The following is a 16,060-nucleotide window of genomic DNA, read 5'->3' as shown; positions in this document are numbered from 1 at the left end:
GCCCAACCTAGCCAGAGGCGTCCCATCATGCCTGCCAGTTTCCAGGAAAGCGCCGCGCCCCCCGTGGGCGCCCCGGCCGCGGCCGGCCCGCTCGACGTGTTCTCCCGTGCTTGCGCCCTGCTGGCGCGCATCTGCATGTGGGTAAGCGTCGCCGGGCTGGTGTGCCTGATCGCCGCCGTCGCGCTGCAAATCTTCGGCCGTCACGTCCTTAACAGCACGCCCACCTGGGCGGAAAGCATCGCCATGCTGCTGGTGCTCTACGTCACCATGCTGGGCGCGGCCGTCGGTGTGCGCGACGCCGGCCACATCGGCTTCGAATCGTTGATCGAAGCCCTGTCACCGGCCAACAAACGCCGCCTGCAGATCCTCATCCACCTGCTGGTGCTGCTGTTCGGCCTGCTCATGGCCTGGTATTGCGGCGTCCTCGCCGACGCCGTGCTCGACTACACGATGCCCAACCTGGGCATCTCGGAAGGCTGGAAATACGTGCCGTCCATGCTGTCGGGCGGACTGATCGCCATCTTCTCCCTTGAACACATCGTGGCGCTGCTGCGGCATCAAAAGGTGGTCCCCGCATGGCACTGACTCTGCTTTCCGTCGCCTTCATGGGCTTCCTGGTCATCGGCGTGCCGGTGGCCTTCGCCATCGGCCTGGCGTCCATCTCGGCCATCATGTACGAAGACCTGCCCATCGCGGTGGCCTTCCAGCAGATGACCTCGGGCATGAACGCCTTTTCCTTCCTGGCCATTCCCTTTTTCATCTTCACCGGCGAGCTGATGCTGTACGGCGGCATCGCCGACCGCATCGTGGCGTTCGCCAAGTCGCTGGTGGGCCACGTACGCGGCGGCCTGGGCATGTCCAATGTGGTGGCCTGCACGCTGTTCGGCGGCGTCTCCGGTTCGCCCGTGGCCGACGTGTCGGCGATGGGATCGGTGATGATCCCGATGATGAAACGCGAGGGCTATCACGCCGATTACGCCGTCAACGTCACCACCCATGCGGCCTTGGTCGGCGCGCTGATGCCGACCAGCCACAACATCATCATCTACACGCTGGCCGCGGGCGGCAAGGTTTCCATCGCCGCGTTGATCGCCGCGGGCGTGGTGCCCGCCGTGATCCTGACGCTGTGCAATCTGGCCGCCGCCTATTTCGTGGCACGCAAGCGCGGCTATCCCGCCGGCACCTTTCCCGGCTGGCACATGGTGCTGCGTTCGCTGGTCGCCGCCCTGCCGGGCCTGTTCGTGGTGGTGCTGATCATCGCCGGCATCCTCAGCGGCGTATTCACCGCCACGGAATCGGCGGCGGTGGCGGTGCTCTATGCCCTGGCCCTGACCCTGTTCGTCTATCGCTCGCTGAGCTTCGACCAGTTCGTGCGGGCCGCCGCCAAGGCGGTCAAGACGACGGGCGTGGTGTTGCTGCTGATCGGCATCTCGGCCACGTTCGGCTATCTGATCAGCTTCTATGGCGTGGCCGAAAAGACCGGCGTCCTGCTGGCGTCCATCTCCACCAGTCCGTGGGCCATCTTTTTGATGGTCAATATCGTGCTGTTCCTGCTGGGCACTTTCCTGGACATGGCGGCGACCATCCTCATCTGCACGCCCATCTTCCTGCCCATCTGCATGCAGTACGGCATGGGGCCGGTGCAGTTCGGCATGGTCATGCTGCTGAACTGCGCCCTGGGCCTGAACACACCGCCCGTAGGCACCACCCAGTTCGTGGGCTGCGCCATCGGCCAGGTGTCCGTGGGAACGGTGATGCGGACGATCTGGCCTTTCTACGGCGCGCTGTTGGCGGCGTTGGCCCTGGTCACATACGTGCCGGCTTTTTCTTTATGGCTGCCCGGCCTGCTCTTGGGCTGAACCAGCAGCCGGTAGAACAACAGGCTGGCCAGCAGCCACATGATGGCGGCGGACCACAGGGTCTGGCTGAGGAAGTGGGCGCCCTGGGCGATACGCACCAGCGAAAAGCCGACGCCCGCCACGATGCCGATGGCCAGGCCGGCCCAACGCCACAAGGAGCGCCCCGCCGCCCAGCCGGCGAAGTACAGCGACAGCAAGGCGTAGCCCGCACCCGCATGCCCACTGGGCAAGGCGCCGCCGGCTTCGCGCCGGCTGGCAGCCCAGAAGTGCTGGGGATACGACGCATAGCCGCCGAACATGCTCAGGTCGTAGGGCCGTGGCAGCGCGGTGTAATGCTTGAGATGCGAAATGACCACCTGCCCCAGCGCACAGGTCAGGGCCGTGGCCCACAGCATCCCCCGCCACGGCCGCAGTGCCGGCAGCCAGCGGCTGGCCACGGCGGCGCCCGCCGCCACCATCGCCACGCCCACGGGCACCACCAGCACCAGCCGGTGGCCGAGTATCTCCAGGGCACGCGAGGCGCGATAGGGAAACTGGTGCGCCTGGGCGTCGTAGAACCAGCGCGCCACGATCAGGTCCAGGCCCCACAGATTGACCGCTTGCGCACAGAAGACCAGCAGCAGGGTCACGGAGAACACCTGGCCGATCAGATAGGTCTCGCGGCGCTCAGCCGCCGACCAGTAGGTGGGGTCGGAAGTAGCCATGGGTTCACCTGCGCAAATAACATTGCAAGCTAACCCGTAACTAGTTGAATATTCGTCAAATCCGCCCGGACGGAGGCATGGAAGGGATCAGGCCGAAGCGTCCGCTCCGGCCCCCCCGCACGGCGGCCTGCACCGCCCCCATGCCCTAGAACCGCAGAGTGAACCGGGTTCCCCGGTCGGCGCCTTCCGTAGCCGACTGCACGGTCAGGCTCCAGGCCTGCATGTCGCACACCCGCTTGGCGATGGCCAGCCCCAGCCCGCGTTCCAGCGCCGCGGCGGCCTCGGGCGACTCCGCCGCGCGAACGCCGTTGCCGTTCGCCTTGCCATTGCCGTTACGCATGTCACGCAGGCGCACGCTGTAGTAGCGCTCGAACACGAAAGGCAGGTCTTCCGCGCGTATCCCCTTGCCGTTGTCACCCAGCACGATGCCGCCCTCCACCGCGCTGACGGTGAGCTGCGCCGGCGCGGCGTGCTCGATGGCATTGCGGATGAGGTTGCGCAGCACGGTCAACAGCGCATAGCGGTCGAGCGTACGGGCATTGCCCGGCTCCAACTGGTCGTCCAGCAGCAGGCCGGCCTGTTCGGCGTAGGCCTCCAGCCCCTGCCAGGCGGATTGCATGCAGTCGCGCAGATCCACCGGCTCCGGCGCGCGCAATTCGTCGCGCGCCATGGCTCGGGCGCTTTCCAGCGCGGCCGCCACGCTGTCGACGTTCTTGACCACGCGGGTCAGGCGCGTGCGCTGGTCATCGCTGACCTGGCCCAGCAGCATCAATTCGCCGTCGCTGCGGATGGCCGCCAGCGGCGTACGCACTTCGTGGCTGAGGTTGGCGGCGAACTCCCGCTCGCGCGCCAGGGAACGGTCGACCTGGTTCTGCACGCGATTGAAGGCCTCGACCAGGCGGCCGGCCTCGTCATTGCGCTCCACCGCCAGGTCTGGCGACCCCGGCGCCCATTTGGCCAACTGGTCGGTCAACGCCAACATCGGACCGACCGCCAGCTGCGCGACCTTGCGCGCCACGCCGTAGGACGCAACGATGCTGATCACGCCCAGGCCCAGCACGATGAGACCGAAGTCGAAGACCCGGTCTTCGTTGTCGGTGGCGTCATACAGGACGAAGAATTTGCCCTGGGGCGGGTTGGCGATCACCACATGCCACGTTTCCACCCCGGGTTCGACCAGATGCAAGCCGGCATCCAGGTTATGGATGGGCTCGGGGATATCGGGATTGACCGCGCCCGGCTGCTGCAGCCATGCGCGCATATTGCTGCCCAGGTCCAGCGGACCATGCGCGGGCATGGTTACCGTGCCGTTCTGCAGATGCGCGATCTGGCGCTCGGCCTCGGTGGTCAGGATGTCATTGACCAGATCGTCTTCCATCTGGTCGAAGGTCAGATAGGCCAGCACCACCAGCGCGGATACGAAGATCGCCACCAGCCCTGTCAATGCCCAGGTGACCCGCTGGGTCAGGGTACTGCCGTTCATGCGTCGGCACCGTCCACCAGCAGGCGCCAGCCGGTCCCATGCAGGGTTTCGATGCCATCGAAGCCGGCGTCGTTCAGCGCCTTGCGCAACAGGTGCATCTGGCTGCGCAGGGCGTCGGAGGACGGCGGCTCGGCGCCCCACAGATGGCTTTCCAGTTCGGCGCGCGACACCACGCGGCCGGGATCGCGCAGCAAGGCTTCGATGATCATGACGGACTTGCGCGTCAGGTGCACCGGCTTGCCGTCCACCGCCACGATGCGGGTGCGGCTGTCATAGCTGAGCGCGCCGCAGCGGCGCACCGGCGTCGCCACGCCGCCACTGGCGCGCAGGATCAGGGCGTTCAGCCTGGCCTCCACTTCCGCCAGCGCGAAAGGTTTGGTCAGGTAGTCGTCCGCCCCATGGGAGAAACCAGCCAGTTTGTCGTCCAGCTCGGCACGGGCGGTCAGCATCAAAACCGGCACAGGCAGCAAGTGTTCGGTACGCATGGCGCGCAGTACCGCATAGCCGTCCATGCCCGGCAGGCCGACGTCCAGGATGACGGCGTCGAAGTGCTGCGATGTCAGCAGGCCGAGCGCGGCGCGGCCGTCATAAGCCGCGTCCGGCACGAAGCCGCGCTGCTCGAGGAAACTGTAGAGGTTGCCGGCGATGGTCGCGTCATCCTCGACGATGAGGACGCGATGGTGGCCGGACGAAGCGGATGACGACGATGACGAGGACGACGGGGCTGGGGAATTCATACGCGGACAACCTTGCCGGGGTTCATGATCCCGTCCGGATCCAGCGCCTGCTTGATCCGGCGCATCAGCTCCAGCTCCAGGGGATCCTTGTAGCGGGTCAGCTCGTCCACCTTGAGTTGCCCGACGCCATGTTCGGCGCTGATCGACCCCTGGTGCGCGGACACGCTGTCGTGCACCACCTGGTAGATCTGCGCTTGCAGGGCCAGCAGGTCGGCTTCGGCCTGGCCAGGCGCGGGCGCCACGTTGTAATGCAGATTGCCGTCGCCCAGGTGGCCGAAAATCACATGGGTGACGCCGGGGAAGCGCGCTTGCAGCAGGCCGTTGGTGGTGCGCACGAATTCAGCGATGCGCGAAATCGGCACCGACACGTCATGCTTGACCGCCTTGCCGAAGGCCGCTTCGGCCAGGGGGATGCTTTCCCGCAGATGCCACAAGGCGCGCGTCTGCGCGACGTTCTCGGCGATGGCGGCGTCGGTGGCCAGGCCGGCCTCCAGCACCTCGCCCAGCACGGATTCGAAGCGTTCGCGCGCATGCGCCTCGCTTTCGCTGTCCGACAGTTCCAGCAGCGCGAACCAGGGCGACTGGGCCGACTCGCCGCTGAAGGGCAGGCGCTGCTGCGGATACAGGCGCACCACGCCTTGCAGGCAATAGCCGGCCATCAATTCGAAACCGGTCAGCGTGGCGCCGAAGCCGTTGCGGGCGCGGGACAGCACCTGCACGGCCTCCTCCACGCCCGGCAGCGCCAGCAAGGCCGTGCAACGGGCCACCGGCGCAGGATAAAGCTTCAGCGTGGCCGCGGTGATGATGCCCAGCGTGCCTTCGCTGCCGATGTACAGGTCGCGCAGGTCGTAGCCGGTGTTGTCCTTGCGCAGGCCGCGCAGGCCATGCCAGATACGGCCGTCCGGGGTGACGACTTCCAGCCCCAGCGTCAGGTCGCGCGTATTGCCGTAGCGCAGCACCTGGGTGCCGCCGGCATTGGTGGCCAGGTTGCCGCCGATGCTGCAGCTGCCCTCGGCGGCCAGGCTCAGGGGAAACAGGCGGTCCGCATTCTCGGCGGCCTGTTGTACCGCCTGCAGGATGCAGCCAGCCTCGACGGTAATCGTATCGTTCTCGGTGTCGACGGCGCGGATCCGGTTCAGCCGGCCCAACGACAGGATCAGCGTTGCGCCTTCCCCGTCCGGGGTGGCGCCGCCGCAAAGGCTGGTATTGCCGCCCTGCGGCAGTACCGGCACCCGGTGGCGGGCGCACAGGCGCACGACACCTGCCACTGCCTCGGTGTCCGCGGGCCGCGCGACGGCCAGGGCCCTGCCCTGATAGCGGCCGCGCCAGTCCAGCGTATAGGAGTCCGTATCGGCGCCGGTCAATACATGCTCGGCGCCCAGCAATGCCCGCAACTCATCCAGGAATGTCATCGACCACCGTAATGGTTATGGCCGCCGCCGGACGGTTTGTCCCCCCGGACAAACCGCGCAATCGACGCAGGCGCCGAAACGGCGCCCCGCCTGGGCGGACGGAAAGTGAAGCTATTGTAGGACGAGACGTGCTCGCCAAGGGCTATGGCAGCATCCCGCCGCAATGCTCCGTCAGGATTGTCGGATTCAGACACATCGACCGCGTCCGCTTCCGTGTAACAATCCCCCCTGCCCCGCGATCTCCGCGTGGCGCAATTCCTGGCGGGATGCGTGGCGCTGATTCGCAGCCAACCCCCCGCCGGATCGCATCCCGCACTGCGTGTTTCGTCCGAGAGGACTAGGACACATGCAGCACGCAGCAGGCGATGGCGCCACCGGCAATCGGGGATAATGCCCTTTTCATCGCACCCCTGAACAAGGAATCAACGTGGCTACCGCGTCGACAATTCCCGCATCGATTTTCAAAGCCTACGACATCCGCGGCACCGTGCCGGACCTGTTGAACGCCGGCTTTGCCCGCGAATTGGGCCTGGCACTGGCCGCCCGCGCCCGTTCCCTGGGCGTCAGCGAAATGGTCATCGGCCGCGACGGCCGCCTGAGCAGCGAAGAACTGTCGCTGGCTTTGCAGGATGGCCTGAACGCCGGCGGCGTGGACACCGTGGACATCGGCGAAGTGCCGACGCCGCTGGTCTATTTCGGCGCCTATACGCTGAAGACCGGCTCCGGCGTGGCCATCACCGGCAGCCATAATCCGCCCAAGTACAACGGTTTCAAGATGATGTTGGCGGGCGCCGCCCTGTATGGCGACGGCATCCAGGAACTGCGCAAGGCCATGGAAGCCGCCGGCGGCAAGGCCCCGCCCGGTGTCACCCCCGGCAAGCGCCGCGAACTGGATCTGGTGGAAACCTATCTGCAGCGCATCGTCGGCGACGTCAAGCTGGCGCGCCCGATGAAGATCGCGGTGGACTGCGGCAACGGCGTGGCCGGCGCCATCGCGCCGCGCCTGTTCCGCGCCCTGGGCTGCGAAGTCACCGAGCTGTTCTGCGAGGTCGACGGCAACTTCCCCAACCATCACCCCGATCCGGCCGACCCGCACAATCTGGAAGACCTGATCCGCTGCGTGCAGACCACCGACAACGAAATCGGCCTGGCCTTCGACGGCGACGGCGACCGCCTGGGCGTGGTCACCAAGTCCGGCCAGATCATCTGGCCCGACCGCCAGCTGATCCTGTACGCGCGTGACGTACTGGAGCGCAATCCGGGCGCCACCATCATTTATGACGTCAAGTGCAGCCGCCACGTCGGCCTGGCCGTCACCGAGGCGGGCGGCAAGCCGCTGATGTGGCAGACCGGCCACTCGCTGGTCAAGGCCAAGCTGGCCGAGACCGGCGCCCCGCTGGCCGGCGAAATGAGCGGCCACATCTTCTTCAAGGAACGCTGGTTCGGTTTCGACGATGGCCTGTACACCGGCACCCGCCTGCTGGAAATCGTGTCGCGCGACGCCAACCCGTCGGCCGTGCTGGAAGCCTTGCCCCAAGCCATCTCGACGCCCGAACTGAAGCTTGAAATGGAAGAAGGCGAACCCTTCGCCCTGGTCAAGGCCCTGCAGGAAAAGGGCAAGTTCGACGGCGCCATCAACGTGGTGACCATCGACGGCGTGCGTGCCGAGTATCCGGACGGCTTCGGCCTGGCCCGGCCGTCGAACACCACGCCGGTGGTGGTGCTGCGTTTCGAGGCCGACACCGACGCCGCCCTCAAGCGCATCCAGGACGACTTCCGCCAGCAACTGCAACTGCTCAAGCCGGATGTGAAGCTGCCGTTCTAAGTCCTCTCGCCCAAAAAAAAAGCCCCGCGCCAGTTCATCTGGCGCGGGGCTTTTTTTCATGTCACCGCAGGAATTGCGTGTACCAGGGCATGGCAACTTCCAGCCCTTCCAGGATGTCGTGCATGGGCTTGTAGCCCAGGTGCTCGTTGGCCTTGCCGATGTCGGCCTGCGAGTGCCGCACGTCGCCGGCACGGAACTCACCGTAGACAGGCGCCTTGTCGTACTTCACGCCGTGCTTGGCCAATTGCGCGCGCAGGTGCTCGAACAACTGGTTCAGGCTGGTGCGGGCGTTGAACGCCACGTTGTAAACCTGGCTGGCCTTCTCCGGCTGCGACAGCGCCGCCAGCAGATTGGCCTGGACGGCATTCTCGACGAAGCAGAAGTCACGGCTGGTCTCGCCGTCGCCGTTGATCACGACGTCCTCATCGCGGATCATGGCGCTGATCCACTTCGGAATCACCGCGGCGTAGGCACCGTTGGGATCCTGGCGCTTGCCGAACACATTGAAGTAGCGCAGGCCCACGCTGCCGAAACCATAGGACCGGGCAAAGACGTTGGCGTAAAGCTCGTTGACGTACTTCGTCACGGCATAAGGCGACAGCGGATTGCCGATCTCCGATTCGATCTTGGGCAGACCGGGATGGTCGCCGTAGGTCGAGCTGGACGCCGCATAGACGAAACCGTGCACGCGCGCATCACGCGCCGCCACCAGCATGTTCAGATACCCGTCGATGTTCACCGCATTGGTAGCCAGGGGATCGGCCAGCGAGCGCGGCACCGAACCCAGCGCGGCCTGGTGCAGCACGAAGTCCACGCCGGTGCAGGCACGGCGGCAGGTTTCGACATTGCGGATGTCGCCTTCGATGAACGTGAAGCGGGCCCATTGCTCGGCCGTCACCAGTTCCATCACCTCGTCCAGGTTGTGCTGGAAGCCGGTGGCGAAATTATCCAATCCGACCACGGTCTGATCGAGCTTGAGCAACGTCTCCAGCAGGTTCGAGCCGATAAAGCCCGCGCAGCCGGTGATCAGCCATTTACGGGGCGCCTGGCGCAGTTCCTCGGTAATCTGTTGATAGCGATTCGTCATGCTTATACCTTCTTCAATGATGACCGGGTTTACAGCCGCAGATCCGATTCGTCCGGGCTCAGGACGTATTTCAGGTCGTAAAGAATGTGCTCGGGCTTGCCGTAGGCGCGAATGGCCGCTGCACCCATGGCGCCGAACTGCTGATGCGCGACAGCAAGAACGATGCCGTCGTAAGCCCCTGCCTGCGGCTGGCTGACAGGGGTAATGCCGTACTCTTGCACCGACTCTTCCGGGTCGATCCAGGGGTCGTAGACGTCGACCGAGACGTTGTATTCACCCAGCTCGCGCACGATATCGACGATGCGTGTGTTGCGCAGGTCCGGGCAGTTCTCCTTGAACGCCAGTCCCATCACCAGCACGCGTGCGCCTTGCACGTGGATGCGCTTGCGCATCATGGATTTCACCAGCTGCGACACCACATAGCTGCCCATGGCGTCATTCAGGCGACGGCCCGCCAGGATGATTTCCGGGTGGTAGCCGATCGATTGTGCCTTGTGCGTCAGGTAGTAGGGATCAACGCCGATGCAGTGCCCGCCCACCAGGCCGGGACGGAAAGGCAGGAAATTCCATTTGGTGCCGGCCGCCTGCAGCACCGCTTCGGTGTCAATGCCCATCTTGTTGAAGATCAGCGCCAGTTCGTTGATCAGGGCGATGTTGACGTCGCGCTGCGTGTTCTCGATGACCTTGGCGGCCTCCGCCACGCGGATGGACGCCGCCTTGTGCGTGCCGGCCGTGATGATTTCGCGATAGAGCGCGTCGACCACCTCCGCCGCTTCCGGCGTCGACCCCGAGGTCACTTTGCGTATCGTGCTGACACGATGCGCCTTGTCGCCCGGATTGATGCGTTCGGGGCTGTAGCCGGCGTAAAAATCGACGTTGAACTTGAGGCCGGAGACACGTTCCAGCACCGGCACGCAATCTTCTTCCGTCGCGCCGGGGTAGACCGTGGATTCGTAGATGACGATATCGCCCCGCTTCAGCACCGCGCCTATGGTTTCGCTGGCGCGTATCAGGGGGGTCAGGTCAGGCTGCTTGTAGGCGTCGATCGGCGTCGGCACCGTGACGATGAACACATTGGCCTCGGCCAGCCGAGCGCGGTCGTCGGTGTAGGTGAGCTGGGCCGCGCTGGCCATTTCCTCGTCGTCGACTTCCAGGGTGTGGTCATGTCCACGCTGCAATTCCTCGATCCGGCGCCGATTGATATCGAAGCCGATGACCGGCCGGCGCTTGCCAAATTCAACCGCCAGCGGCAAGCCGACATAGCCCAGCCCGACCACGGCGAGCTTGAGATCCTGAATACGCAACATGAAGTTTTCCACTGCCTGAATGAATGAGCCGGATTTTAGTAGAAAGGGGCCCGCGTAATTGAGAGCCGGCGATGCGGGACGTTAGCAGCCGTGACGAAGATCAACCGCGACTCCCGCCAGCCAGGAGTCACCCGCGAGGAATGGCGGCCTGCGCGCCCCTGGGAGCGGGAACCGGTGCGCATGGCCGCGACACTGACGGCAGTTTCCAACATTCACCAGAGACTGCCATGACTTTGATCACGACTTCGCCCAGCGCCAGCACGGCCTGGCCAAGCAACTTCGCCCGCCCGCCGGTGCAGCCGAATTTGCTGGATCTGCCCGTTCCGCTCATCATTCGTGCCAGTAGGTCCGGGCAAAGCGGGCGCGCCGCGCAGCTTACCGGACAGGGGCAAGGACACGCCCGGGCGGGAAACGATTACGCCCCCGCACCTTGGTGCCCGCCGCGAAGAGCAGCGCCAACGCGCGGCGCGCCAGAAATGGAAGACTTGATAGACCTGACGACCGACTTGGATGCCCCACCGGATTTCGCCGCCCCGCAATGGCTTGCCGTACCGAAGTCGTTGGCGCCACCGCCGCCCCTCCCGCCGGGGTGGGGGGCACCTCAGCCGCTTCCGCCCATAGGGACGGCGCCACCGCCCCTGCCGCCCAAGTCCTCGGCAAAGTTGCCGTCCAGCCAGCCGGCCTGCGCGCTGCCTAATACACCCGTCATACCGCCGAGGGTCCACCGTCAAATGGATTTACCCACGCCGGTGGGCTACGCACCGGGCGATCCTTGGCCGCCCGCCAACTTCAACCAGGACGCTTGAGGCCAGGCGACGGATAAAAAAAAAAGCCCAAGATCTTGCGATCTTGGGCTAAATCCACCAAAGGAGGAGGGTGGAGGAGACAATCGTGGCAAGTCGAAGGGTTAACCCTGGGGGTCAACCGGAAGCATTTGGGGTTTGCACCGCGCCAACTGCTTTTCGACATCCGTTGAATGAATATTAACCAGAACTTTTGTGCGATGCAAGATAATTTTTTGGAGACCTTGTGGATCAGCACGAGTGTTGCTTTGGTGCATCGCATTATAAACCCGCCGCCCGCCCCCACTCAGCCGGCAAGGCGACTGCAATTATGGGGACGCACTTGCGGGTTAACCCTGTAACGTTCGGCGCCTCGTCAGATCCGTCTGCCCCGGCTAGTCCTAGATCCAATACGCCGTGGTCGTCATCACCCGCGACAACGCCCGCATGGCACCGCGCACCGGCAGGGGCAAGGGGGTGGCACCGGCCCGCTCGGCGCTGACCCTATGGTTGATCTCGTCCTGCTTCATCTGTTCAACCACGTTGCGCGAACGGATGTCCTGGGCCGGCAGGATCTTCAAATGGCTGTCCAGATGGGCTTCCACCTGGCGTTCGGTTTCCGCCATGAAGCCGAGATTGCGCGGCACGCCGGCACGCCCCGCCGCCAGGCCAAGGGCGAAAGAGCCGGCGTACCAGATGGGATTGAACAGGCTGACATGGCTGTTCAGTTCTCCCAGGCGGCGCGCGCACCAGGCCAGGTGGTCGACTTCCTCGGCGGCGGCGTCGCGCAGCAGCGCCCGGGCATTGGCGTCGGCGCACGCCACGGCCTGGCCTCGATACAGGGCCTGCGCGCAAACCTCGCCCACGTGGTTGACCCGCATCAGCCCGGCGGCATGGCGTTTTTCCTGCGCCGACAGCGGGTCGTCCGCCACTTCAGCGCCCGCCGGGTATGGCCGGCCGGCGCTGGCGTTGTTGGAAAGCACCTGCAAGGCACGGTCGACCTCGCCCAGCAGATTGTCCAGCAGGCTGCGACGCCGCAGGAAACCCGGAGCGGCGGCGGAAGCCGGAGTGCCGGAAGAATGGGGAGTAGCGGAGGAAGACATGAGAACTCCTGGTAACAACGCGCCCCGCGGGTAGCACCGGGTGGCCCGTGGGCGGTACATGACGGCCATGGCAACCCGCTGGGCACGTGGCGACAAGCCGCTATTGTATTGAGGGATTACGAGAATACGTCTTGATCCTGATCAGAGAGCTACAGCGGATGCCACGGCCTCGGTTCCAGGCCAGGCAGCGCTGCCTGGCGGACATAGCGCCAGCTCAGCAATCCGCTTGCCGCGTGGCCGCGTCGGCGCCGTGGGCTTCCCGGATGGGTAACGGCGAACCGGCTATCATTTGCGCTTTGGCACGGGGCCCGCGCGGCGCCGCGCACGCAACCTTGAGCAAATACGGGATTTCGACATGGAATGCACCATCGATTGGGGCGGCCCTTCGGGCATGCTGTTCGTAGCCACCTCCGGCAGCGGCCACATCGCCGCGATGGACGGCGCCGTGGATGGCGGCGGCCATGACCTGGCCTTTCGTCCCATGGAAATGGTGCTGGCCGGTACCGGCGGCTGCACGGCCTACGACGTGGTGCTGATCCTGAAGCGCGGCCGCCACGCCGTCACCGGCTGCAACGTCAAGCTGCATGCGGACCGTGCCGATACCGACCCCAAGGTGTTCACCAAGATCCACTTCGCCTTCACGGTCACCGGCAGCAAGCTGCCGCGCGCGGCAGTCGAGCGCGCCGTGCAGTTGTCGCACGAGAAGTACTGCTCGGCCTCGGCCATGCTGGCCGCCACCGCCGAACTGACCTTCTCCGTCGAAGTGGTAGATACCAGCGAAGACACCGCCCAGGCGGCCTGAGCCATGGCCCAATACGAAGATTTCATGCGCCATGTCTACGAACATGGCGTCACCAAGACCGACCGCACCGGTACCGGCACGCGCTCGGCCTTCGGCTACCAGATGCGCTTCGACCTGGCCCAGGGCTTCCCCCTGGTCACCACCAAGAAGCTGCACACCAAGAGCATCTTCATCGAGCTGCTCTGGTTCCTGCGCGGCGACGCCAACGTGCGCTGGCTGCAGGAACGCGGCGTCACCATCTGGGACGAATGGGCCGACGCCAACGGCGACCTGGGTCCTGTCTACGGGGTTCAATGGCGCTCGTGGCCGACGCCGGACGGCGGCCATATCGACCAGATCAGCCAGTTGCTCGACCAGATTCGCCGCACGCCCGATTCGCGCCGCCTGATCGTTTCGGCGTGGAACGTGGGCGAGATCCCCAATATGGCGCTGCCGCCCTGCCACGCGTTCATGCAGTTCTACGTGGCCGACGGCAAGCTGTCCTGCCAGTTGTACCAGCGCAGCGCGGACATCTTCCTGGGTGTGCCCTTCAATATCGCCAGCTATGCCCTGCTGACGCACATGGTGGCGCAACAGTGCGACCTGGAGCCGGGCGATTTCATCTGGACCGGCGGCGATTGCCATATCTACAGCAATCACTTCGAGCAGGTCGAGTTGCAGCTGTCGCGCGAGCCGTATCCGTATCCGAAGCTGAATATCAAGCGCAAGCCCCCCACCCTGTTCGATTACGAGTACGAAGACTTCGAAATCGTCGACTACCAGTTCCATCCACACATCAAGGGGCAGGTGGCGGTATGACTATCGGTGCAGCAGCAGGCGCGACGCAGGCCGCGCCTGCATCGGCCACGCGGGACGCCAACGGCTCGGCCGCGGCGCCCGTGCTGACGCTGGTCGTCGCCTATGCGCGCAACCGGGTGATCGGCCGCGACAACGCCCTGCCCTGGAAATTGCCGGGCGACCTGGCGCATTTCAAGCGCACGACCTTGGGGCATCCCATCGTCATGGGGCGCAAGACCTGGGAATCGCTGGGCCGGCCGCTGCCGGGGCGGCGCAATATCGTCATCAGCCGGGATGCCGGCTATGTGGCTGGCGGCGCTGAAGTGGTGGGCAGCCTGCCGGCCGCGCTGGCTGCCTGCGCGGATGTCGCGCAGGTGTGCGTGATCGGCGGCGCGCAGATCTACGCGGCGGCCCTCCCGCTGGCCGATCGCATCGTCGCCACCGAGGTGCAGGCGGATGTGCAGGGCGATGCCTGGTTTCCCGAACTGCCGGCGGGCGCCTGGCGCGAAGTGTCGCGCCAGGGGCAGCCCGGCGAAAACGGCTACGAATACGACTTCGTCGAATACGAGCGCCAGGCCCGTTGATATCGCTGCACGGTTGATATCGATACCGGCCTTGCTTCGCAACGACGTCGCCCTATTCCAGGGTCTGCCGCAGGGACACCTGCCGCAGGAAGCGCCATAACGAGGCGTCGTCCGAGTACGCGACGTTCAGGCGCAGCCAGGGGATGTCTTCCTGGTCGGCATCGAAATAGGAACCCGGCGCCAGCCAGATGCCGTCGTTCAAGGCGCGGCTGGCCAGCGCGTTGGCGTTGCCCGGCCACACGCCTGGCAAGCCGGCCCACAGGAACAGGCCGGCACGTGGCTCGGAATGCAAGGTCATGCCCAGCTCAGCCAGGGCCTGCGCCACCTTGCCATGCGCCAGCGCCAGGCGTTCCCGCACGCGCGTGACGTGGGCCTGGTAGCGGCCTTCATGCAAGGCCTGATGCACCACCCGTTCGAGGATTTCCGGTGAAGTCAGGCCCACGGCCATCTTGGTGCGCGCCATGTCGCGCACGACGTCGGCGTGAGCCACCAGATAGCCCACCCGCACCGACGGGCTGACCACTTTGGAATAACCGCTGAGATACACCACCCGGCGCGCGCCATCCAGCGCCGCCAGCATGGGTGCCACCCCCACCGCCAGCTCGCGGGAAATATCGTCCTCGACGATCCACATATCGTGCTGCTCAGCCACGCGCAGCAACTGGAAGGCATTCGCCATGGTCAAGGTGGCGCCGGTGGGATTCTGCAGGACCGGATTGACGAACAGGGCACGCGGCCGGTGCAGCACCGCCAACTGCTCCAGCGCCTGGCAGTCCAGGCCGTTGGGGCCGCGCTCGACCGATACGATGCGCAGGCCGGCCAGGCGCAGCAGCGGCAGCAGATTGGCATAACAGGGGCGTTCCACCACGACGGTATCGCCGGGCCGCAACAGCGTGCGGATGGCAAGGTCGAGCCCATGCGTCACGCCCTGGGTCAGCAGCACTTGATCGGGCTGCACCACCAGGCCCAGGCCGGCCAGATGGTCGGCGATGGTGGCCCGCAACGGCGCATAGCCATAGGGATGGCCGTAACCCGTGATGCGTCCGCCGGGCACCCGGGCGACATGGCGCAGGCCCAGATGCAAGCCGTCCTCGTTGAGCCATTCGCCCGGCAACCAGCCGCAACCGGACTTCACCGGGATGGAATGGTCGGCGTAGACGTCCGACAGCAGCCACTCCGCGCCCAGGGTGGGCGGCGACCAGGGACGCGGCGGCGCGTCGGCGGCGGCACCCGGCGCCGCGTTGGAGCGAGGCGCGACGCGGTAGCCGGCGCCCGGCCGGGCAATGACGCGCCCCGCCGCGACCAGCCGCGCATAGGCTGCCGCGACCGTGAAGGTGCTGATTCGATGACCGCGTGCGAAGTCGCGTACGGACGGCAGGGCCATGCCGGGACGCAAGGCCTGCGTATCGATGGCCCGCGTGACGGCGTCGATGACCTGCTGGACCAAGGTCGGCGCATGCGCCCGGTCACGCACGGGTTCGAATTCGATGAGCGGAAGATCGGTCACGGCAGTACTCGCTGCTGGTCACCAGGAAGGCGGAGGGGGACACCTCGTCAGCCGGTGGCCAGTGGCCGGTTGCGGGGCGCGAGGCATCAGA

General features: G+C 65.7%; 14 protein-coding genes. 6 read left to right on the top strand and 8 right to left on the bottom strand.

All coding sequences use genetic code 11. The features are described 5' to 3' along the window. The first annotated feature begins 27 nt into the window (after positions 1 to 27). Both CEY05_RS19565 and CEY05_RS19560 read left to right on the top strand, forming a co-directional pair. Positions 28 to 585: a TRAP transporter small permease gene (locus tag CEY05_RS19565; protein ID WP_233161603.1), complete on the top strand. Its 558-nt coding sequence runs from the start codon at positions 28 to 30 to the stop codon at positions 583 to 585. Further along, positions 576 to 1,859 (top strand): TRAP transporter large permease, encoded by a 1,284-nt coding sequence (locus CEY05_RS19560; RefSeq protein ID WP_088597139.1) that lies wholly within the window; start codon positions 576 to 578, stop codon positions 1,857 to 1,859. The genes CEY05_RS19565 and CEY05_RS19560 overlap by 10 nt, the downstream gene beginning before the upstream one ends. On the opposite strand, the gene CEY05_RS19555 is transcribed toward CEY05_RS19560, so the two are convergent. The 4 genes from CEY05_RS19555 to CEY05_RS19540 all read right to left on the bottom strand — a co-directional run bounded on the left by CEY05_RS19555 (position 1,775) and on the right by CEY05_RS19540 (position 6,195). Next, positions 1,775 to 2,563, bottom strand: coding sequence for a phosphatase PAP2 family protein (locus CEY05_RS19555; protein ID WP_088597138.1), 789 nt, complete (start codon positions 2,561 to 2,563; stop codon positions 1,775 to 1,777). The genes CEY05_RS19560 and CEY05_RS19555 overlap by 85 nt on opposite strands. A gap of 145 nt (positions 2,564 to 2,708) precedes the next feature. Continuing rightward, positions 2,709 to 4,046 (bottom strand): HAMP domain-containing sensor histidine kinase, encoded by a 1,338-nt coding sequence (locus CEY05_RS19550; protein WP_088597137.1) that lies wholly within the window; start codon positions 4,044 to 4,046, stop codon positions 2,709 to 2,711. Beyond that, positions 4,043 to 4,783, bottom strand: coding sequence for a response regulator transcription factor (locus CEY05_RS19545; RefSeq protein WP_088597136.1), 741 nt, complete (start codon positions 4,781 to 4,783; stop codon positions 4,043 to 4,045). Before CEY05_RS19545 ends, CEY05_RS19550 begins: the two co-directional genes overlap by 4 nt. Further along, entirely contained in the window at positions 4,780 to 6,195 is a 1,416-nt protein-coding gene (locus CEY05_RS19540) for an FAD-binding oxidoreductase (protein WP_088597135.1), read from the bottom strand. The genes CEY05_RS19545 and CEY05_RS19540 overlap by 4 nt, the downstream gene beginning before the upstream one ends. 427 nt (positions 6,196 to 6,622) lie before the next feature. Here CEY05_RS19540 and CEY05_RS19535 point away from each other — a divergent pair, with 427 nt between their 5' ends. Continuing rightward, positions 6,623 to 8,020 (top strand): phosphomannomutase/phosphoglucomutase, encoded by a 1,398-nt coding sequence (locus CEY05_RS19535; protein ID WP_304528858.1) that lies wholly within the window; start codon positions 6,623 to 6,625, stop codon positions 8,018 to 8,020. 61 nt (positions 8,021 to 8,081) lie between these two features. On the opposite strand, the gene CEY05_RS19530 is transcribed toward CEY05_RS19535, so the two are convergent. The 3 genes from CEY05_RS19530 to coq7 form a co-directional block, all read right to left on the bottom strand. After that, positions 8,082 to 9,107 (bottom strand): NAD-dependent epimerase/dehydratase family protein, encoded by a 1,026-nt coding sequence (locus CEY05_RS19530; RefSeq protein WP_088597134.1) that lies wholly within the window; start codon positions 9,105 to 9,107, stop codon positions 8,082 to 8,084. Positions 9,108 to 9,136: 29 nt separating this feature from the next. Continuing rightward, the gene (gene tviB / locus CEY05_RS19525; protein ID WP_088597133.1) at positions 9,137 to 10,414 is read right to left on the bottom strand and encodes a Vi polysaccharide biosynthesis UDP-N-acetylglucosamine C-6 dehydrogenase TviB; all 1,278 of its coding nucleotides are present in this window, start codon (positions 10,412 to 10,414) and stop codon (positions 9,137 to 9,139) included. Between the two features lie 1,183 nt (positions 10,415 to 11,597). After that, on the bottom strand, positions 11,598 to 12,299 hold the full coding sequence (gene coq7 / locus CEY05_RS19520; RefSeq protein ID WP_088597132.1) for a 2-polyprenyl-3-methyl-6-methoxy-1,4-benzoquinone monooxygenase: 702 nt from the start codon (positions 12,297 to 12,299) through the stop codon (positions 11,598 to 11,600). Positions 12,300 to 12,654: 355 nt separating this feature from the next. On the opposite strand from coq7, the gene CEY05_RS19515 reads away from it, so the two are divergent. Genes CEY05_RS19515 through CEY05_RS19505 form a run of 3 tightly spaced genes read left to right on the top strand, consistent with a single transcriptional unit; the run spans position 12,655 to position 14,462 of the window. Beyond that, positions 12,655 to 13,101: an OsmC family protein gene (locus CEY05_RS19515; RefSeq protein ID WP_088597131.1), complete on the top strand. Its 447-nt coding sequence runs from the start codon at positions 12,655 to 12,657 to the stop codon at positions 13,099 to 13,101. A 3-nt stretch (positions 13,102 to 13,104) separates the two neighbouring features. After that, positions 13,105 to 13,899 carry a thymidylate synthase gene (locus CEY05_RS19510; protein ID WP_088597130.1) on the top strand — a complete coding sequence of 265 codons (795 nt, stop codon included), beginning with the start codon at positions 13,105 to 13,107 and terminating at the stop codon, positions 13,897 to 13,899. After that, the gene (locus tag CEY05_RS19505) at positions 13,896 to 14,462 is read left to right on the top strand and encodes a dihydrofolate reductase (RefSeq protein WP_088597129.1); all 567 of its coding nucleotides are present in this window, start codon (positions 13,896 to 13,898) and stop codon (positions 14,460 to 14,462) included. The genes CEY05_RS19510 and CEY05_RS19505 overlap by 4 nt, the downstream gene beginning before the upstream one ends. 52 nt (positions 14,463 to 14,514) lie before the next feature. Here CEY05_RS19505 and CEY05_RS19500 read toward each other — a convergent pair whose 3' ends face one another. Continuing rightward, positions 14,515 to 15,969, bottom strand: a complete 1,455-nt coding sequence (locus tag CEY05_RS19500; protein WP_233161602.1) for a PLP-dependent aminotransferase family protein — start codon at positions 15,967 to 15,969, stop codon at positions 14,515 to 14,517. Positions 15,970 to 16,060: the final 91 nt, after the last annotated feature.

The sequence above is a fragment of the Achromobacter sp. HZ34 genome (genome assembly GCF_002209485.1).
Lineage (GTDB): Bacteria > Pseudomonadota > Gammaproteobacteria > Burkholderiales > Burkholderiaceae_B > Bordetella_C.
This window is presented reverse-complemented; position numbering and strand designations above follow the sequence as displayed.